Genomic DNA, 18,864 nt, shown 5'->3' with positions numbered 1-18,864 from the left:
TCAACCAAAATTTTCATGAAAAATTGGATGTTTCCGCTATCCTACTTACAATTATCTGTCAAATTTAGGAATTACGCCTGCAAAACACATATTTTTGACAATAACTATTAGAATTACCCATTAAATGAAGCTATCGGTCACGATTATAACCTACAACGAGGAAAAAAATATACAAGCATGCATTGAATCCGTTTTGGATGTGGCAGATGAAATAATTGTGGTAGATAGTTTTTCAAAAGACAAAACTGCTGAAATTTGTCAAGCTTTTTCAAAAGTAAAATTTATGGAAAATCCATTTTCAGGGCATGTAGAACAAAAGAATTTTGCTATTAGCCAAAGCAATCATGAATTTGTTCTTTCTCTGGATGCTGATGAACGCCTAAGTGAAAAATTAAAGGAAGAAATTCTTGAATGGAAAAATAATGAAAATCCTGTTACCGATGCTTTTAGCATGCCAAGGTTAAATAATTACTGCGGAAAATGGATTAGACATAGCGGCTGGTATCCTGATCGAAAAGTAAGACTTTGGAATAAAAACAAAGGCAAATGGGGAGGTAGTAATCCGCATGACAAAGTAATCTTGAATGAAAATAGTAATTCCCAAAATCTAAAAGGTCAAATTCTACATTATACGTATCAGAATACAACACAGCATGATGAACAAATTGAAAAATTTACTTCAATTGCTGCCCAAGAATCATTTAGAAAAAACAAAAAAGTGTTTATCCTACCCCATTTGATTCTTTATCCATTTTATTCCTTTATAAAAGTCTATTTTGTAAAATTGGGAATTCTTGATGGTTATTATGGTTTAGTCCTGAGTTTAAAACATTCCAGATACAAGTACTTAAAATATTTTAAACTTTACCAGCTTAAAAAAGGGGCTAATTCTTAATAGCTTTCACTATCATTGTTTCCCCAAATAATAATGGCGTTTTAAAAAGAGTTGAAAGAATCCGTTTATTGTTTTTTCGTTGCCCTTTATCTTTCTCTTCTTTATTGTAAACCCAATTTGTAAAAATCCAACTGAAAGGAATGAATAGTACGTAGACCCAGCTTATGAATTTCACACGATTGGTTTTCACTTGCGCAATTTCAAAGCCGCTTGTATGCAATATATATCTCATCCTTTGATAGGACATCATATTAATATGATGCAGAGGAGTTGGGTTTTCTTCGTTTAAAGGGACTTTACATTTATTATGATGACCCGTCCAGAACCATCTCCAGCGAGACCTGAATGAGTTAATGTTGGGTGTAGAAATAATTACTTGACCTCCTTTTTTTATCACTCTGCTGCATTCTCTGATAAAAAAGAAAGGATTCTCTAAATGCTCAATTCCATCAATGCATACCACACTATCAAAAAAACCATCATTGTAAGGAAGAATCTCATTCATGTCAGCCACTGCAAAATTCGGGTTTTCTACCTGCATAATATTTTCAATATCAGCTGAATACACTGATTTATCATGCTTGATCAGCCTGTTGGTAAAAGCCCCTGCTCCAGAAGGAATATCCAACACTTTACCAGGGTTTTTGGAATCGTTTAATAATTCAAATACTATATTATGTGTGTTTTTAGAGGTATTCTCAGGAATATTTTGATGCATTGCAATTAATTTTGCTTCAAAGATAAAAGTTTAACTTTGTAAAAATTTGAAAAAGATGAATGTTTTACATTTAAGTTCTGAGTCTACTTGGAGAGGCGGTGAGCAGCAAATTGCTTACCTGATTGAAGAATTGGAAAATATGGGCCTCAAACCGATTGTTGCGTGCAGACCAGAATCAGTTTTCGAATCTTTCTGTATCGAAAAAGGCTGGGAATATCATCACCTGGAAATGAAAAGCTCTTTGGATGTGAAATCTGGCTTAGCCCTGAAAAAACTATGTCAAAAGCTTTCCATTGACATAATGCATGCTCATAGTTCACATTCTCATGGCACTGCGTATTTATCATATTTATTGGGAAATAAAACTTCCGTTATCTTAACCAGAAGAGTAGATTTTGAGCTAAAAAATAATTTCATTTCTAGGCATAAATACACCTTTCCCAAAATCAAAAAAATAGTTTGCGTATCGGATGCGATCAAAGAAATTGTATTGAGAACTGTTAAAAAGCAAGATAAATGTACCACCATTTACAGCAGCATCAATCATAAAAAGTTTGAGCCATACATTGGGAAGGACTATTTACGGGAAAAATATGGCATCGGACAAGAAATCACTTTAATAGGTAATACGAGCGCAATTGCTCCCCACAAAGACTATTTTACCTTTGTGGATAGCGCACATCACTATATCAAAAATTTCGATCAAAAAGTAAAGTTCTTCATAATAGGAAAAGGGGAACTTGAAAATGAAATTAAAGACTATATCAAAAAACTTGAGATTGAAAATTACTTCATTTTTACTGGTTTTGTAACTAATATTGAAGAAGTATTACCCTCTTTGGATATATTTTTTATAAGTTCTAAAACAGAGGGATTAGGTACTAGCGTTATTGATGCTTTTGCTTCAAAAGTGCCAGTAGTGGCTACAAAAGCAGGCGGTATTCCTGAATTGGTCAAAAATTTAGAAACGGGCTTGATTTCAGAAGTAAAAGACTATAGAAGCTTAGCGGAAAATCTTTTTGAATTGAAACAGAATAAAAATCTACAAGAACAACTTATTACAACTGCATTTAATTATTCCTTGCAGTTTAACACTAAAATAATGGCAGAAAAATATTTGAAGTTGTATCAGGAAATCATAATCGGAAAATGAAAAAAGCCTCCATTATCATATCTTTTTACAATCGAGTTGACCAATTGAAATTAATTCTGGCCGCATTGGAAAGGCAAACCGTTTCAGAATTCGAAGTAATCATTTCAGATGATGGTTCCAAGGAAGAAGCCGTAAATCAAATAAATGAAATCATTGAAAAATCTACCCTAACTATCCAGCATATTTGGCATCCTGATACTGGATTTAACAAAACCAAAATCCTCAATAAATCTATTCTCGCCTCTAATTCACCCTATATTATTTTTATAGATGGTGACTGTATTCCTGAAATTCATTTTATTGAGGACCATTTGAAATATGCAACAGAAAATAGAGTAGTAGTTGGCAGAAGAGTGGAACTTTCAAATTCTCTGAGTAAAGAAATCACAAGAGAATACATTTACTCTAAATCATTCGATAATCTATGGTTCAAGGCGTTAATCAATAGTTTTAAACGCGAAACACGCAAAGCGGAGGAAGGAATCAGATTATCAAGCAAATGGCTCAATGAAAAGTTTGGAACCACCAAGAAAGGAATACTAGGTTGTAATTTCTCTCTCCATAAAAAAGTATTAATCAAACTAAATGGATTTGATGAACGCTATATTTATCCTGGCGTGGGAGAAGATACTGAAATCAAAGAGAGATTAAAAAATGGCGGATATGAGATTTTCAAACCCAAATATGCTTTAGTTCAATATCATTTATGGCATAAAAAGCAGTCCAGAGAAGGAGAAAAAGAAGGCTTTAAACTTCTGGACGAAACTATAAAAAACAATTACATCCAAACTCCCTACGGAATTAATAAACTATGAAAATACTTTTTATAGGAAGTAGCAAGTATGATTATCTGCAGGACATTCTTTTTTCAGGTCTGTATAAAATTCTGGGAAGTGAAAATTTGAAAACGGTCAATTTTCATAAAAACTATTTTCTCCCTTTAAAAGACTACCCGAAAAACTTAGGCTTTAACAAAAAATCAATTCTTACTTTTCAACCATTTGGCTTAAATCTACAAGAATTTAGTGCCGTTGTAGTTGGGTCATCAAAACCTGATACATTCAGAACTTTTAAAAAATTACTACCTAAAATTCCTCCACATTGTAAAATAATATACGTAGATGGCGGTGATGAACCTGAAATTGGGGGAGATTTAAAAAGATTAAATGTTGCTCATCTTTATCCAAATAAAACGGAAAGACCTTTTGATCACATTTTTAAAAGAGAATATCTATTAAATAAAGATTATAATCAGAATGTTCACCCTTTACCTTTTGGTTTTAATTTTGACAGACTAAATAAGAATGAAAGGTTAAATTTTAAATATGATGTTTCATTTTGGGCTGTTGAATCTGATCCGATTCGATCGAAAGCTTTAAAAATGATTGAAAACGAATTTGATTGTTCGAAGAACGGGACGAAACTCACTCAGAACTTTTCAGATTATAATAGGAAAGGCAATTTTTATCTGGAAGAATTAAATCGTTGCAAAATCACACTAAATTTTCGTGGTGGTGGATGGGACACACTTCGCTATTGGGAAGTTCCCGCTATGGGCAGGTTTATGATAAGCCAAAAGCCCGGCATTCTAATTCCAAATGATTTCAAGGAAGGACAACACATCATCCACCCCAAAAAGGATTTATCAGATTTAGTGGAGATTTGTAATTACTATCTAGAAAATGAAAATGAAAGGGAAAAAATTGCGAAATCAGCTGAAGAGCATACCAAGAAATACCATTCGGATATTGTTAGAGCCCAATATTTAATTGATATCATTACTAAATAAAAAAGAGGCTTCTTTCAAATTCATAAAGAATTAAAAAAAGCCTCTATCTCAATAATTATCATTAATATCTGTAATACTCTGGCTTGTATGGTCCTTCAACCGTAACACCAATATATTCTGCTTGATCCTCTGATAAAGTATCTAATTCCACACCGATTTTCATTAAGTGTAAAGCCGCTACTTTTTCATCCAAATGCTTAGGCAAGGTATAAACAGCATTTTCATATTTATCTCTATGCTTCCACAATTCAATTTGAGCCAATGTTTGATTGGTAAATGAGTTCGACATCACAAATGAAGGGTGACCTGTAGCACAACCTAAGTTCACTAATCTACCCTCAGCCAATAATATAATTTGCTTACCAGATTTCATAGTAATCAAATCAACTTGAGGCTTGATATTGTCCCATTCTGCATTGTCATGCAACCAGGCTACATCAATTTCATTATCGAAGTGACCGATATTACAAAGGATAGCTTTATCTTTCATCAAGTCGAACATTTCATCTCTGATAATGTCTTTATTACCCGTTGCCGTTACAATGATATCAGCTTCAGGTAAAGCATTCTTCATTTTCTTTACTTCAAAACCATCCATTGCCGCTTGAAGCGCACAAATTGGATCAATCTCAGTAACAATAACCCTAACTCCAGCACCTCTTAAAGAAGCTGCAGAACCTTTTCCAACATCACCATACCCACCTACAACAGCAACTTTTCCAGCCATCATAACATCAGTAGCTCTTCTAATAGAATCCACTAATGATTCTTTACAGCCATATTTATTATCAAACTTAGATTTAGTTACTGAATCATTCACGTTGATTGCAGGCATTGGAAGCGTACCTTTCTTCATTCTCTCGTACAGTCTATGAACACCGGTAGTGGTTTCTTCAGAAAGCCCGTTGATGCCTTCAGCAAGCTCAGGATAGTTATCTAACACCATATTGGTTAAATCTCCACCATCATCTAAAATCATGTTCAATGGTTTTTTATCTGCACCGAAGAAAAGGGTTTGCTCAATACACCAGTTGAATTCTTCTTCTGTCATCCCTTTCCAGGCATAAACAGGAATACCAGCAGCAGCAATTGCAGCAGCAGCTTGATCTTGAGTAGAAAAGATGTTACATGAACTCCAAGTTACTTCAGCACCTAAAGCCACTAAAGTTTCAATCAAAACAGCAGTTTGGATGGTCATGTGCAAACAACCAGCAATTCTAGCGCCTCTTAAAGGCTGTTCTTTGCCGTATTCTTCTCTAAGTGCCATCAAACCTGGCATTTCTGCTTCGGCTAGTGTGATTTCTTTTCTTCCCCAAGCTGCTAGGGAAATGTCTTTTACTTTGTAATTTTCTGTATCTGTCATTTTAACTTTTTTTCTTCTTTCTAAATGCATTTAATCTGATTTCCATCAATATTCTTGGCGTCATGCCAGAAAATCAAGACTTATTTTTTCAAAAGTCTTAATTTATCCCGTATCTCTTGTTGATTGCGATGATGAGATATTGGATGATTATCAACACAAAATTACCACATTAGTTTTAATAATTAAAGTGAGTAGGTGTTTATTGGAGGAAATGTGGTTATTTTGATAGTAAGCGAACTTCTTTGAATTGGTATTTTTTAAAAACACCGCTTGCATCTTCTATTTCTAATACCCCATCTGCATTTACTTTCCGAATAATACCATTGAATTTACCAGTTGAATCTTCATAGAAAGCAACTTTGCCTTTCAGATATAATTTTGATTCATACAATTCATGAATAAACTGAAAATCTCCACTTCTTAAAATCAAATAATAATGCTCGAGCCGTTGGATAATTTCTAGTAAAATTTTATCCAAATCAAATTCCTTTTTAAATTCTCGAGATAAAGAGGTGGCTGTTGATAGCAAATCGTCTAATTGATTTACGTTTAGTCCTATCCCAATAATGCTTTCAGAAATCCCATTTTGATTAATGGAGTTTTCAATTAAAATCCCGGCAACTTTCTTTTTATTTAAAATGAGGTCATTGGGCCATTTGACGAAAACTTTAGCTTCCGAAGATAAATTTCTTATCACATCTACCAGGGCTAAGGAAACCATTCTGTTCAACTCAAACTGTTGAGCTGCTTTTAAGAACTGAGGCTTTAAAAATACCGAAAAAGTTAAATTCTTTCCCTCTGGAGAATTCCATTGATTCCCTCTTTGCCCCTTCCCTTTCGTCTGGTGTTTTGTGTTGATAATTGCACCTTCATAAAGCTGTTTTTTGGCAGACATCTGTGCCATCAAATCATTTGTGGAATGACAGCTTGGCAGAGAAACAACTTGTTTCCCTATAAATAAGGTATTGGCAAAGATTTTATGCAATATTATTTCGTAGATTTACAACAAATAAACATCTTAGATTTGAAACCAAAAAATATTTAATGAATTCAGAAGCTCTAAGTAACTTAGTGGTGCAGGGAATGCAGGAGAGAAAAGCTCAAAACATCACGATTCTAGATTTAACAGAAGTAAAAAATGCAGTGGCTGATTACTTTGTTTTATGTTCAGCATCTTCAGACACACAAGCCGATTCTATCTCTGAATCTATCGAAAAATTTGTGCATAAGGAAGCCAATGAAAAACCTTGGATGACAGAAGGGAAAAATAATAAAGAATGGATTCTTTTAGATTTCTCAAATGTTGTGGCTCACGTATTCAAAAATGACAAAAGAGAACATTATAGCCTCGAAACTTTATGGGGCGATGCAAAGGTTATTGAGATAGAAAACGTTTAAATTTATCATAAACATAATGCTAAGTGCTAACGTTATGCATTCAGCATTGTAATAGTTAAAAATAATGGCAGAAAAACCAAAAGATACCAAAAGGAAAAAAATCATACCAAAACCACCACAAAAACCAAATTACCAGATATGGGTAATTATAATTTTGATTTCGGTGGTTTTCGGAGTTTCATTATTCAGCGGAAGCAGCAACGCCATCAAAATCTCTGAAATGAGATTTGAGAGAATGTATTTGAGTAATGATATTAAAAAAGTTGTTTTACTAAAAAATCAGGGTCTAGTAGAAGTATATCTAAAAGAAGATGCTCTTCAAAATTCCAAATATGTTCAAGAATTAGAAAATAGTAATCCTTGGAATTATCAACAAGGCCCGCATTATTCATTTGAAATCCCAAGTTTAGATATTTTTGATCAAAATTTCTCTGAACTAGAAAGCCAAGTACCCGCAGAAGACAGAATAGGTTATGAGGTAGAAGAGCGTACTCAATGGTCTGAAATGTTTTGGAGCTATGGTTTCTTAATATTCTTACTATTTGGCGTTTGGTTCTTGATGAGAAGGATGTCAGGTCAAGGCGGTCCTGGTGGTCAAATTTTCAATATTGGAAAATCAAAGGCAGCGTTATTTGATGCAGAGAATAAAGTAAAAATCACTTTTAAGGATGTTGCTGGTTTAGATGAGGCTAAAGAAGAAGTAGCTGAGATTGTAGAGTTTTTAAAGAACCCAGGAAAATTCACTACGCTTGGTGGTAAAATTCCGAAAGGTGCTTTATTAGTAGGCCCTCCGGGAACTGGTAAAACTTTATTAGCAAAAGCAGTAGCTGGTGAAGCTGAAGTACCATTTTTCTCATTGTCTGGTTCCGATTTCGTGGAAATGTTCGTGGGTGTTGGCGCGGCTAGAGTAAGAGATTTATTTAAACAAGCGAAGGAGAAAGCTCCTTGTATTGTTTTTATTGATGAGATTGATGCGATAGGACGTTCAAGAGGTGGTGGAAGAATGCCAGGTTCTAATGACGAAAGAGAAAATACATTGAACTCACTTTTAGTAGAGATGGATGGCTTCTCAACGGATTCTGGTGTGATCATTTTAGCCGCTACTAACAGACCTGATGTATTAGATTCAGCCTTAATGAGACCAGGCAGATTCGATAGACAAGTGAGTATTGACAAGCCCGATATTATTGGCAGAGAAGCGATTTTTAAAGTGCATTTAGGACCATTAACAGTGCATGCAGATGTGGATGCTAAAAAATTAGCTGCCCAAACGCCTGGTTTTGCTGGAGCAGAGATAGCTAACGTTTGTAATGAAGCTGCCTTAATTGCTGCGAGACGGAATAAAAAATCAGTAGAAATGCAAGATTTCCAAGATGCTGTAGATAGAGTTATTGGTGGTCTTGAGAAAAAAAATAAAATCATATCTCCTGATGAGAAGAAAATTGTAGCTTATCATGAAGCTGGTCACGCTGTAGCTGGATGGTATTTAGAGCATGCTGACCCTTTAGTGAAAGTAAGTATAGTACCAAGAGGTATTGCGGCTTTAGGTTATGCTCAATATTTGCCAAAAGAACAGTTCCTACATCAAACTGAACAACTTTTTGACGAGATGTGTATGGCACTGGGTGGTCGTGCTGCTGAAGAAATCGTTTTCGGTAAAATCTCTACTGGTGCATTAAGCGATTTAGAAAGAATTACCAAAATGGCTTACAGCATGGTAAGTGTTTACGGTATGAACGAGAAAATTGGTAATGTTTCATACTACGATTCTAAAGATGGTGGCGATTATAAGTTTACTAAACCCTATTCAGAGGACACTGCTAAAGTGATTGACGAAGAGGTAGGTAAATTAATTGCCAAAGCTTATGAAGCTACTAAGAAACTCTTAACCGATAAAAGAGATAAACTAGAAATCTTAGCTCAACAATTACTTGAGAAAGAAATTATATTCCAGTCTGATTTGGAAAAATTAATTGGTAAGAGACCGTTTGCACAACAGACAACTTATGAGGCTTATACTAATGGTAAAAATCAAGAAACACTAGAAAAAGAGAAAAAGGAACAAGAAGAAAAGAAAAATAAATCAGCTGATGAAGAAACTGCAACAGCCGATACTACTTCTCCTGATTCGAATGATAAAGGTGATAAAAAAGAAGATTAAATAAATTTTACTGTCAAATTAAATAGCCGTGCAGAATCTGTAAGGCTATTTTTTTGTGCTAAAATATTTCAATTTGTTCCTTAAGCGATTACTAATTTCTAGAGGTATTGATTCCGTTTCAATAACTTCGCCTTTACTATTTGTTAGGACATAAAATGGAAAGTCTTTTATTTTGAGCTCTTTTTTATAACTACTTTGCCTGAATGCGTTAGATTGTTCAGGCAATAAATGGAAGCCCTCTACTCTATTTTTGTAGATAAATGATTTAGTTTTCTCAGGAGTTTCATATGCATCTATACAAATATGTATGAAGTTATATTCTTCTTTGAAATCTTTCTTTAAGTCTGCTAAAAGATTGAATTCTGTTGAAATGTTACTATTCCATGTAGACCAGAAGACCAGAACATTTTTCCTCTTAGAAGTATCTCGAGCAAAAAATCCCTTTAATGCATTATCAACATCTATTCCGAACAAAAAGTCAATTGATTGATTCTTCGATAAATCATTAACAGCTTGTTTTTGAATTAAGGATTCTGCCAATGTTGCTTCTCGATCATTAAAACTGGTCTTTAAAAATTCGAAATTCTCTTTTAATTCAGCAAGAGGTATTCCAGACCTAAAAAAATGATGAAAGACCAAGAGTTCAGATTCTGGAGAATTGAAATTCTTTTCTATTTCAGACTTAACCTCAGCTTTACTTAAGCCTTTAAATGAATTAACATGAAAGTATTGATAATAAAGTTTATACATAAAATGCCAATAATCTACATAGGCAGGTAATGACGTAATCAATTCTTTTTCAACTTGCATTTCGAAAGTCTCCATCGCAAAATTAAACAGACTTTTAGCAGATCGGTTATCCCAGGTTAAAGTATTGAAAACTGTATCTGCCCTGTAGCGAGCCTCCGAATGGGCTAAATTCCTTAAACTATCTATCGCCATAGAATAATAATTATCTATCTTATGGAGGGTTAATAAAGCAGAGTTTTTCGCGTTCAATTCTTGTGAATTCCACTGCTTTATAGGAATTAAGCCTGTAAATGTTGGTGGTGGATATCTTAAATCAATTACAATTTCTGATGTTGAATCATCCATCCATAAATAATATTCATCAAGGTTAGTGGCTACTAAATAGAGTTGATTTTCAGATCTATCAACCTCAAAAATGGTAGATTCTGAATATCGAAATTTAGGATCAATGTCAAGAATATGAGGATAAACAGCATCTTTTAACTGGACTTCAGTATTAACGTGATGCAAAATTGTGATAGTACTTGCCTGCGTTTGAAAAATAAATCCATGAATAAGGAACGATAGAAAAAAAAACCTGAGGTACATATATTTATATTATTTTAAGCAAAAATATAAATATTAGCCGGTTTACGAGGGACAAAAACAGATTAAAATCAAGAAATATTTAAGACCGCTTAAAGAGCTTTCTATAAATTGGCTTTCTATAGGCAAACTGAAGCCACAAAACTGGGAATAATAAAAAATCCATTAAAATAAATGGGGATTTAAATCGAATGTCGTCAATAATAAAAGAATGATTCTCATCTATTTTCCTAACAATATGATGATGCTTCCAATATTTTAAAAAGAAAGGGAGTTGTGTCCCTTCATCTATAAACTCAAAAATCGAATCAGAGGTATTATCGTAGGTAATGTCGCTAATCCAATCTTGCTTAAAGAAAATAAAATTTAGTTCTAGGTGAACCTTATCTCCTTTCTCGCATCCTCCAAACTCTTTTAACTGCACAGGTGGAAATGGTGGATTCAATGATAAAAATAAATTCTCATTGAATCCCTCTTTTACGGATAGGTAATTCTGATTGACTTTAGTTTTGAGTGTTAAATGCATGGATTCAAAAGCGAATTATTAGCTTATTGTTTTGGATTACTCCTTATATTTTGACCCATAATTATGCGTTACCACTTCCTTATTAGCTAATCTTACCTCAAAAATCTTATCGTATTCATTTTCTTTGATTTCCTCTTGAGGTCTTTCAAGTCCTAAAGCTTCAATTTGTTCGAGTATAGTATTACTATGCCCAATTACCAATATAGTATCTGCTTCCATGTCCTGTAGACTTTTAGCAAACCCGTCAAAATCCAATGCATCATATATGGATAGTTCAAGGTTCTTATCCTCTGCAACAGGCTTAGCCGTTTCACGCATGCGAGTATAGTCAGTAGCAAAAATCGTATCAATCTCAATATCCTTAAACCAACTACTTAAATCAACTGAGCGAATCACGCCATCTGTTGTTAGTGGTGGATTATTTTGAGGTGTTAAATCTTTTTCTGCATGCCGTACCAAGTAAATCACTTTATTCTCATTTTCATTTTTGCAGGACACCATGAATACGGTGATAAGGAATAATCCAATTAAATATTTCATCATTTTCTCATTTTAAATTTAAATCATTGGGAATGTAATAGTGAACTTTGCACCTTTACCTATTACGCTTTCGCACCAAACGTTCCCATTCATCTCTTCAACATATTTTTTTACAATTGACAGCCCTAGGCCGGTGGAAGTTTCATCGCCAGTAGGCTTAGCAGAAAGTGTCATATACTTTGTAAATAGCTTTAATTTGTCCTTGTCGGAAATCCCAGGCCCCTCGTCCTTCACATAAATACTATGAAGCCCTTCCTGGGTGGTTGACCCTACAAAAACATTACTATTGAAATTCGAGAATTTCAATGCGTTACTAAGGAGGTTTTCAAATACTTGTTTCAAAAAAAACGAATCAACCCGTACTAGCTGATTCATTTGAATTTTACTACTATCTATTTTAATATTTTTGGATTTTGCCTTTTCATCAAACTCATCTATAGTTTCTTTCATGACTTCTGCCATATCCACCACATCGAATTTGTAATTCATACTTTTCTTCTGAATTGATTCTAAATCTAATATTCTTTCCACTAATTCTTTTAAATGAGAATGTGAGGATTCAAGCTTTTCAAAAACTTCTAATTCTTCTTTATTCCACTTTTCTGTATTAAAACCCAAAATAGTGATTAGACCACTCATTTGATTAATCGGACTTTTTAAATCATGGGCAACAATTCCAATTAAATCATCTTTTTGTCGATTCAGATCAGTCAATTCTTTATTCTTTCTCTGTAGGAGCTTTCTTTGAAAGGATAATTCACTTTGGCTTTGATTTAATTCAGATAATATCTCCTCTAATTGACCACTTTTTTCTTTTAATAATACATTATCTTTATGTTTCCTCCTATTTAATCGGATAAGCAAAAGAACGATAATAAACACAGACAAAAGACCAAGACTTACCGAAATAATAATAACCCATTGTAGCTCCTTTTCCTTTTCAGCAGCGATGTAACTTTGACTTTGAATTTCCTTCTCTTTAGTTAGGAAAGCTATTTCATCATTTCTGTCATCTGTATTATCTCCAGCTAATCCCCAAATTAATTCTGAATAATCATTCCCAAGATATCTTCTGATAATTTTATCTGCCTCAGCTCTGTATAAATAGCTTTCAAAATACTTCTGAATAGGTTCTTCCCAACCATTATTCTTTTGAAATATAAACCTATAACCATCTCTTTTTACTTGAAAAACGCTATGCCTTTTAACAGGGAATCCTTTACTGATTCCTATCACATAAAAAGGTAAGCCAACAAACCCGACCATATCTTTATTCCGACTCACTAATTTTATAACATCTTCATCGTTAGGCACATCTAAATAATTCAATTCTAAATCAAATTTTTCATTGAGCTTATCTAAATCTTCTTTATATGTGGTATTAAATATAGTTGCAGCATCAAAGCCTTTGATGTTCATTTTCAAGCTTTCTCCATTTTTCAAATAAGGAACTGACAAGTGCGTAATAAAAACACTTACATCTGGCATGTATGAATTTGAGAAACTTACTACTTCCGATCGAGCCTTAGTTTTAGATATCACCGATATTCCAAAGGATGGAATATTAGATTTATTAACATATTCAAAAACACTTTCAAATGTGGGTACTTCTTCCCACTCTACAAAAAGCTTAACTGAGTACTTCTTTTCAACAAAACGTAGAAAAGAATCTATAATCTCCTTTTCAATTCCTAGCAGATTCCCAATTTCATCTTTATAGATAAATGGCTCTATTGGATAGTAATAGACTTTTACTTTCCCCGATCCTTCATTAAGAATTTTTTGAAAAGATTGAGCTGATAAGCTTCCTACTTCAAAAATTAAAAAGAGTAATATGATGGTGATTTTCTTCAAGCTAATAAACACTTCAATTCTTAAAATAAGTAGAAAGCTACCACTTAAAAAAATTATTAGCCTACTATAGCAAATATTTTATACCTCCTATAAAAAGTTAGGATGTAATTTTAGCATTTAAAAATGGGGAAATTGTTAGAAAATTTTACCTAAAAGCGCTCTAATCGTTATTATTGGTGAAATCACCTCTTTTAATAGCTCTAAATATCTCTACCCATGACATAGGGTTGAGGAGAGGATTAATTCTAACAGAATTTTGAGTCTGATTGTAGTACGCCTGTTGTTGAACAAACCATCTATGATTCATTGAGCCATCTGCTGGAAGCGTTTTATACATTTCCTGTAAAGTAGCTGGATCTAAATTTTTGTCAATATTTCGATATTCATCAGGCAAACGAACGGCTAAAACTGCCTTTTTGAAAGCTTCAGCCGTAGGAGGCATATTGTAAACTTGAACTTCATTTAACATTTCCATGTCAGGTTGTAGTTTAAAAATAACTTTCAGTGTTGAAGACTTTATTTGAGGGACTATATAGGTAGATTTTTTAAAGCCAACAGCACTTATAACTAAACTATCGCCTTCCAGAGCTGGCATTGAGAAAAATCCATATTCATTGGTAGAAGTACCTCTTCCGTAAACTGGAGTATAGATGTGAACCCCAGGAATACCTGCACTATCTTCATTTAAGACAATTCCTGTGAACTGAATTATTTTGTTTTCATCTTCTTCTTGCGAAAAACCCAAAAGTGGAATCATCAAAAAGAAGATTAAAAATATGGTAGTTGTCTTTAGCATTCCATACAAATATAATACATTATAATTAATTTCTTGAACATATACGAAAGACCGAAAAATCTTTCAGAAATATTATCAAATTTAATAACGATTGAGTAATTCTTTAGTTTTCATAAAATCAATATTGAGCTATTGTTTCTTTTATATTCAATAGACTTCAATTTTCCTTTCTTACATTTACTTAAAATTCAGAAGGAATATGCGGCTTAAAAACTTCACATTAAATTTCAGTGCACAGTTTTACAAATGTTTATCTGATGACTCACGCTTAAGAGTATTATTTCTAGTGCATCAAAATTTGGAAATGTGTATTTCCGACTTAGAATTAATTTTGGATTTCACTCAAGCGAAAACATCTAGGCATTTAATTTATTTGAAAAATAATGGCGTATTAAATTCAAAAAAAGTAGACCAATGGGTTTTTTATTATGTAAAAGAAGAAGTAAAAGACTTTTTGGCACAAACTTTAAAATTTGTGGAGAAAGACCAGCAATTACAGAAAGATTTGGCAACATTTAAAGTAATGTATTCCAATAGAACATTAGCTTTAAATAAATTGCACAGTAAAAAATGGATAAAATGAATGTATACAAGCACATTTTCTTTGATTTAGACCATACACTTTGGGATTATGAACGGAACTCTAATGAGGCATTGAGCGAATTATTTTTAAAATATCAACTCAGTAGATTAGGAATCACTGACCTTTTACATTTCAATTTAAGTTTTGAGAAAATAAATCAATCTCTTTGGAGTGATTTCAATAAGAATAAAATTTCTAGGGACACCATTCGAGAACAAAGATTTTTAAGGATTTTAGGAGAATTTGAAATTGAAGATAATGATTTGAGTGCAAAGCTATCAGACGAATATCTAATGCTATGCCCCACCAAACCGCATCTTATGCCTTTCACATTTGAGGTGCTCGATTATCTAAAAGAAAATTATAGCCTACATATTTTGACCAATGGTTTTAATGATGTTCAAAATATAAAATTGCAAAACTCAAAATTACATTCCTATTTTTCTACCGTTGTAACTTCAGATAGTGCTGGCTATAAAAAACCAATGTCTTCCATTTTCAAATTTGCCATCGATAAAGCAGAAGCCAGAAAAGAAGAAAGCATCATGATTGGAGATAATTTGCAAACTGACATCATGGGTGCCAGAAATTTTGGTATGGATACGGTTTATTATAATCCTAAAAAAGAAAAACATAAATCAAGTGTTACTCATGAAATTGATTGCTTAAGTCAATTGAAAAATATATTTTAATGTCTACTAAATAATTCCAACTGAAGTAGTTATTTACTCGTATCACTATATTGTTAAATATTTTTTGGAATAATAATTGCTAACCAAATTTCAATAAACCAACTAGCGTTTCATCTGATTAAAACTGATTCATAATGCAGAAGATAATTTTAAGTGCTTTTCTATTATTTTTATATTCTAATCAAATTGATGCTCAAGAAGCCAATCAACCCAAAAATTCTGATTTTGGTGTTGATGCTGATGCTATTATAGTACTAGATAGTGGATACAGTTTCTATAATGAGAATTTTGAATTAATTTTTACTCATACTACCAAAATTGAAATTCTTACAGAAGAAGGACTAAGCTGGGCAAATGTCATGATTCCAAATAGTGAAGTTGATTCTTTGATTTATATTAAAGGGCATACTTATAATCTAGCTCAAAATAATTCATTAATAATTGATAGCCTAGAAACGTCTGAAATCGAAAAAGAAATTCAAAATGGAATAGTAAAAAATTACTTTTCGCTACCAAATGCAAAAGTTGGAAGCATCATTGAATATTCTTATCAAATCCAAATTGCCGATTGGAAGCAATTAAATAGTTGGTATTTTCAAAATGACATCCCCGTTGTAAAATCTATTTACATCACTGAAGTACCTAATTACATTCTTTTTTACAAATACTTGGAGGGCATCAGAAACTTAGATAATTTAGAAAGGAAAACAGTTAAAAAATTAATTGATGACAAACAAACCCAAGTTTTAGTAGAGCAATATAGTATGGACAGTATTCCTGCTTACCTAGCAGAAAATCATATTCCAGGAGATGACTACTTTATATCTAAAATAGAATTCAAACTAGCGGAATATACTCTTCCACGTAGCAGCACTGTATATTTATTGCCCCAAAACTATGAGGAATTAGCCGTTAACTGGGCTGGAGATCCATTTTTCAGACAAGTGTATCAGAACAGTAGTTACTTGCAAAGCACTATTGACAAAATATACCATCCTAAATTGATGAGAATGGATGTTATCAAAGGATATTATTTTTTCATAAGAAATAATTTCACAGTAGACTTAAGCTATAATGATAAAAGCTTGGAAGAAGCCTTCAAAGCCAGAAGAGGTACTCCTCAGCAAATCAATATGCTGCTTACTAAAATATTGAATCAATCTGGCTTTGATGCTTACTTAATTGCCTTAAGTTCAATTGAAAATAGACCAACATATCCTGAAAACCCTTACTTTGAGCTTTTTGACCAGTATGTTGCCATGGTTCGATATAATGGTCAGAACTACTTCCTTGATGCTTCCAATAAAAATTTATTATTCAATATGCTTCCACCTAATTTTATAAATAATGGTGGATTGGTTATTTCACAAAATGCGCCTGGATTTGTTCCGTTAAATTTCAACCATGAAGATAAAGAAATGGTAACCGCTGAATTTGAAATATCAGATACGGCCACTATTAAAGGTAATTATGAAGTAAAAAGAGAAGGATATGCAGTCTATACTTTTGACTCTCGTTTTTTAAATAGTAATAGAACCTACAATGACTATTTCATTGAAACCATATTTGAAAACATGGATTGGAATATCAAAAAACATGAAATTGAGGATGAATTTGATGATAACAAATATTTAAAGGAATATCTCTCATTCGAAAGACCTGCTGATTCGGCTGCAAAAAATTATATGGAAATAAAACCTATTATTTTTAATGAGTTTTCGGAAAATATCCTTCCGGCAAAAGAGAGACAAAATCCTGTAACACTTTATACTCCATTAATAAGAAAAGCGAGCTACACGTACAAAATACCTGAAGGATGGACAATTTTAGAAAAACCTAATGATACAAGCATGGCTTTGAAAGATGGAAAAGGAAAGCTTATGTATCAATTTAATTTAACTGGGCACACTTTCAGAATTGAATACACTATTGATTACGATCAGGTAATTTATATGCCAGAAGAATATCCAATGATTAGAACTTTCATGCAGGAAGTTACCGATGCACTAAACCAAAAAGTTATTCTTGTCCGTTAATTATGAACTTTTAAGTATAACAGACTTTCAGCTACAATATCTCCCATTGATTTACAACTCATGAAATCTCCATGTTTGTAGTGCTCTGACAATTCTTGCTGAAGATTTTTTATATTTTCTGGGGTAGAAATAACATCTTTTCGCATTGATTTCATCAATTCCTTCAAGTTATGGTCTGAAGCCTTCATTCTATTCACAATTAAAGAGCGTTCTTCTTTTTGATATTGCTTGACTGTGGCAGGTGTCATCAACTCTAAACCCAAATCAATTATAGGATTATTTTGCTTAAAATATTGAGGCATATAAACGGCTTTTCTACCTTCGTAAGATTGTTGGTCAAAATCAATCGACTTTATTCTATAGTGTATTTCTTCGAAATCAGGCGTGATATCAATTACAAAATTGCTGGAATGCATATCTCCCAACAAACGGACAAAACATCGTTCTGTAAATTTAACAAATTCTTTAGCCAATCTAATCTTATTTAATTTATCATCATTCATATAATTTCTGATAAACTGATCACCTGGAATTCCCGGAATATGCTCCTCAATTAATGTATTTCCATTCACGATATAACTCATCCTATTGGGAGAGAGCAGATGTTCCAACTCTAATCCATAAATACGCGAGGCATCGGCTTTTTTAATATAGAAGTAATCGAAATTATCGTTTATTTGATTGACAATTCTAACTCTGAAGGGATAAGTGTTGCCGTAGGTACATGCGTCTACTCTATCAACGTAGAGATGTTCCATTACCGATAAATCACCATCTGCTTTTAAAATCGCATAGATATTTTTTAAGCCATAATAAATATGCTTCATATCATCCTGAGGAAAAAACAAGGTCTCCCATAAAGTGTCCTTATCATCAATATCATAAAGTGGGATAGCATTATTCGCCCTCGTTAAATCATCATATTTAATAGGTATATCTAAATGTCTGCCATGCTTTTGAAGATATTTCATCAAATTATTGCTGACAGTAAATATTTTTTTCTTTTTACTGATTAAAGCCATATT

The 18,864-nt window shown here is 32.9% G+C and carries 18 protein-coding genes; 9 read left to right on the top strand and 9 right to left on the bottom strand.

Annotated features, from left to right (window positions below; genetic code table 11):
- Positions 1-124: 124 nt before the first annotated feature.
- Complete coding sequence (locus VFM92_RS06245; RefSeq protein WP_325121334.1) at positions 125-895, top strand: glycosyltransferase family 2 protein; 771 nt, start codon at positions 125-127, stop codon at positions 893-895.
- Here VFM92_RS06245 and VFM92_RS06240 read toward each other — a convergent pair.
- A complete protein-coding gene (locus VFM92_RS06240; RefSeq protein WP_325121333.1) occupies positions 885-1,613 on the bottom strand; it encodes a class I SAM-dependent methyltransferase in 729 nt (242 codons plus the stop codon). The two genes, VFM92_RS06245 and VFM92_RS06240, sit on opposite strands and share 11 nt — an antisense overlap.
- Positions 1,614-1,668: 55 nt before the next feature.
- Here VFM92_RS06240 and VFM92_RS06235 point away from each other — a divergent pair, with 55 nt between their 5' ends.
- The 3 genes from VFM92_RS06235 to VFM92_RS06225 are packed head-to-tail and all read left to right on the top strand — an operon-like array spanning position 1,669 to position 4,555.
- Positions 1,669-2,766: a glycosyltransferase family 4 protein gene (locus tag VFM92_RS06235; RefSeq protein ID WP_325121332.1), complete on the top strand. Its 1,098-nt coding sequence runs from the start codon at positions 1,669-1,671 to the stop codon at positions 2,764-2,766.
- Positions 2,763-3,581: a glycosyltransferase gene (locus tag VFM92_RS06230; protein WP_325121331.1), complete on the top strand. Its 819-nt coding sequence runs from the start codon at positions 2,763-2,765 to the stop codon at positions 3,579-3,581. Before VFM92_RS06235 ends, VFM92_RS06230 begins: the two co-directional genes overlap by 4 nt.
- On the top strand, positions 3,578-4,555 hold the full coding sequence (locus VFM92_RS06225; protein ID WP_325121330.1) for a glycosyltransferase: 978 nt from the start codon (positions 3,578-3,580) through the stop codon (positions 4,553-4,555). Before VFM92_RS06230 ends, VFM92_RS06225 begins: the two co-directional genes overlap by 4 nt.
- A 61-nt stretch (positions 4,556-4,616) precedes the next feature.
- On the opposite strand, the gene ahcY is transcribed toward VFM92_RS06225, so the two are convergent.
- Both ahcY and VFM92_RS06215 read right to left on the bottom strand, forming a co-directional pair.
- Entirely contained in the window at positions 4,617-5,918 is a 1,302-nt protein-coding gene (gene ahcY, locus VFM92_RS06220) for an adenosylhomocysteinase (protein ID WP_325121329.1), read from the bottom strand.
- Between the two features lie 217 nt (positions 5,919-6,135).
- A complete protein-coding gene (locus VFM92_RS06215; protein WP_325121328.1) occupies positions 6,136-6,903 on the bottom strand; it encodes a biotin--[acetyl-CoA-carboxylase] ligase in 768 nt (255 codons plus the stop codon).
- A 59-nt stretch (positions 6,904-6,962) separates the two neighbouring features.
- On the opposite strand from VFM92_RS06215, the gene rsfS reads away from it, so the two are divergent.
- Together rsfS and ftsH are read left to right on the top strand one after the other, a co-directional pair.
- On the top strand, positions 6,963-7,316 hold the full coding sequence (rsfS, locus tag VFM92_RS06210) for a ribosome silencing factor (protein ID WP_325121327.1): 354 nt from the start codon (positions 6,963-6,965) through the stop codon (positions 7,314-7,316).
- A gap of 64 nt (positions 7,317-7,380) precedes the next feature.
- The gene (ftsH, locus tag VFM92_RS06205) at positions 7,381-9,477 is read left to right on the top strand and encodes an ATP-dependent zinc metalloprotease FtsH (protein ID WP_325121326.1); all 2,097 of its coding nucleotides are present in this window, start codon (positions 7,381-7,383) and stop codon (positions 9,475-9,477) included.
- A 45-nt stretch (positions 9,478-9,522) separates the two neighbouring features.
- On the opposite strand, the gene VFM92_RS06200 is transcribed toward ftsH, so the two are convergent.
- The 5 genes from VFM92_RS06200 to VFM92_RS06180 all read right to left on the bottom strand — a co-directional run bounded on the left by VFM92_RS06200 (position 9,523) and on the right by VFM92_RS06180 (position 14,489).
- Positions 9,523-10,815: a TlpA family protein disulfide reductase gene (locus tag VFM92_RS06200; RefSeq protein WP_325121325.1), complete on the bottom strand. Its 1,293-nt coding sequence runs from the start codon at positions 10,813-10,815 to the stop codon at positions 9,523-9,525.
- A 79-nt stretch (positions 10,816-10,894) separates the two neighbouring features.
- Complete coding sequence (locus VFM92_RS06195) at positions 10,895-11,338, bottom strand: hypothetical protein (protein ID WP_325121324.1); 444 nt, start codon at positions 11,336-11,338, stop codon at positions 10,895-10,897.
- A gap of 36 nt (positions 11,339-11,374) precedes the next feature.
- Positions 11,375-11,881: a phosphoglycerate mutase family protein gene (locus VFM92_RS06190; protein WP_325121323.1), complete on the bottom strand. Its 507-nt coding sequence runs from the start codon at positions 11,879-11,881 to the stop codon at positions 11,375-11,377.
- 15 nt (positions 11,882-11,896) lie between these two features.
- A complete protein-coding gene (locus tag VFM92_RS06185; protein WP_325121322.1) occupies positions 11,897-13,732 on the bottom strand; it encodes an ATP-binding protein in 1,836 nt (611 codons plus the stop codon).
- Positions 13,733-13,892: 160 nt separating this feature from the next.
- Positions 13,893-14,489, bottom strand: coding sequence for a carboxypeptidase-like regulatory domain-containing protein (locus VFM92_RS06180; protein WP_325121321.1), 597 nt, complete (start codon positions 14,487-14,489; stop codon positions 13,893-13,895).
- Between the two features lie 238 nt (positions 14,490-14,727).
- Between VFM92_RS06180 and VFM92_RS06175 the strand changes: the two genes are divergently transcribed.
- The 3 genes from VFM92_RS06175 (at position 14,728) to VFM92_RS06165 (ending at position 17,839) form a co-directional block, all read left to right on the top strand.
- On the top strand, positions 14,728-15,111 hold the full coding sequence (locus VFM92_RS06175; protein WP_325121320.1) for a metalloregulator ArsR/SmtB family transcription factor: 384 nt from the start codon (positions 14,728-14,730) through the stop codon (positions 15,109-15,111).
- Positions 15,108-15,803, top strand: coding sequence for a YjjG family noncanonical pyrimidine nucleotidase (locus tag VFM92_RS06170; RefSeq protein WP_325121319.1), 696 nt, complete (start codon positions 15,108-15,110; stop codon positions 15,801-15,803). Before VFM92_RS06175 ends, VFM92_RS06170 begins: the two co-directional genes overlap by 4 nt.
- Before the next feature lie 134 nt (positions 15,804-15,937).
- Entirely contained in the window at positions 15,938-17,839 is a 1,902-nt protein-coding gene (locus tag VFM92_RS06165; RefSeq protein ID WP_325121318.1) for a DUF3857 domain-containing protein, read from the top strand.
- Here VFM92_RS06165 and VFM92_RS06160 read toward each other — a convergent pair.
- Complete coding sequence (locus VFM92_RS06160) at positions 17,836-18,861, bottom strand: hypothetical protein (protein ID WP_325121317.1); 1,026 nt, start codon at positions 18,859-18,861, stop codon at positions 17,836-17,838. The genes VFM92_RS06165 and VFM92_RS06160 overlap by 4 nt on opposite strands.
- Positions 18,862-18,864 lie beyond the last annotated feature (3 nt).

It is taken from the genome of Marivirga sp. (assembly GCF_035704835.1).
GTDB lineage: Bacteria > Bacteroidota > Bacteroidia > Cytophagales > Cyclobacteriaceae > Marivirga.
This window is presented reverse-complemented; position numbering and strand designations above follow the sequence as displayed.

Bases quoted from the DNA above. Each gene is read 5' to 3' on its own strand.
- VFM92_RS06175 (WP_325121320.1), top strand. From the start codon at position 14,728: ATGCGGCTTAAAAACTTCACATTAAATTTCAGTGCACAGTTTTACAAA.
- VFM92_RS06245 (WP_325121334.1), top strand. From the start codon at position 125: ATGAAGCTATCGGTCACGATTATAACCTACAACGAGGAAAAAAATATA.
- ftsH (WP_325121326.1), top strand. From the start codon at position 7,381: ATGGCAGAAAAACCAAAAGATACCAAAAGGAAAAAAATCATACCAAAA.
- VFM92_RS06170 (WP_325121319.1), top strand. From the start codon at position 15,108: ATGAATGTATACAAGCACATTTTCTTTGATTTAGACCATACACTTTGG.
- VFM92_RS06225 (WP_325121330.1), top strand. From the start codon at position 3,578: ATGAAAATACTTTTTATAGGAAGTAGCAAGTATGATTATCTGCAGGAC.
- VFM92_RS06160 (WP_325121317.1), bottom strand. From the start codon at position 18,861: ATGGCTTTAATCAGTAAAAAGAAAAAAATATTTACTGTCAGCAATAAT.
- VFM92_RS06230 (WP_325121331.1), top strand. From the start codon at position 2,763: ATGAAAAAAGCCTCCATTATCATATCTTTTTACAATCGAGTTGACCAA.
- VFM92_RS06240 (WP_325121333.1), bottom strand. From the start codon at position 1,613: ATGCATCAAAATATTCCTGAGAATACCTCTAAAAACACACATAATATA.
- VFM92_RS06180 (WP_325121321.1), bottom strand. From the start codon at position 14,489: ATGATTCCACTTTTGGGTTTTTCGCAAGAAGAAGATGAAAACAAAATA.
- VFM92_RS06235 (WP_325121332.1), top strand. From the start codon at position 1,669: ATGAATGTTTTACATTTAAGTTCTGAGTCTACTTGGAGAGGCGGTGAG.
- VFM92_RS06190 (WP_325121323.1), bottom strand. From the start codon at position 11,881: ATGATGAAATATTTAATTGGATTATTCCTTATCACCGTATTCATGGTG.
- VFM92_RS06165 (WP_325121318.1), top strand. From the start codon at position 15,938: ATGCAGAAGATAATTTTAAGTGCTTTTCTATTATTTTTATATTCTAAT.
- VFM92_RS06200 (WP_325121325.1), bottom strand. From the start codon at position 10,815: ATGTACCTCAGGTTTTTTTTTCTATCGTTCCTTATTCATGGATTTATT.
- rsfS (WP_325121327.1), top strand. From the start codon at position 6,963: ATGAATTCAGAAGCTCTAAGTAACTTAGTGGTGCAGGGAATGCAGGAG.
- ahcY (WP_325121329.1), bottom strand. From the start codon at position 5,918: ATGACAGATACAGAAAATTACAAAGTAAAAGACATTTCCCTAGCAGCT.
- VFM92_RS06195 (WP_325121324.1), bottom strand. From the start codon at position 11,338: ATGCATTTAACACTCAAAACTAAAGTCAATCAGAATTACCTATCCGTA.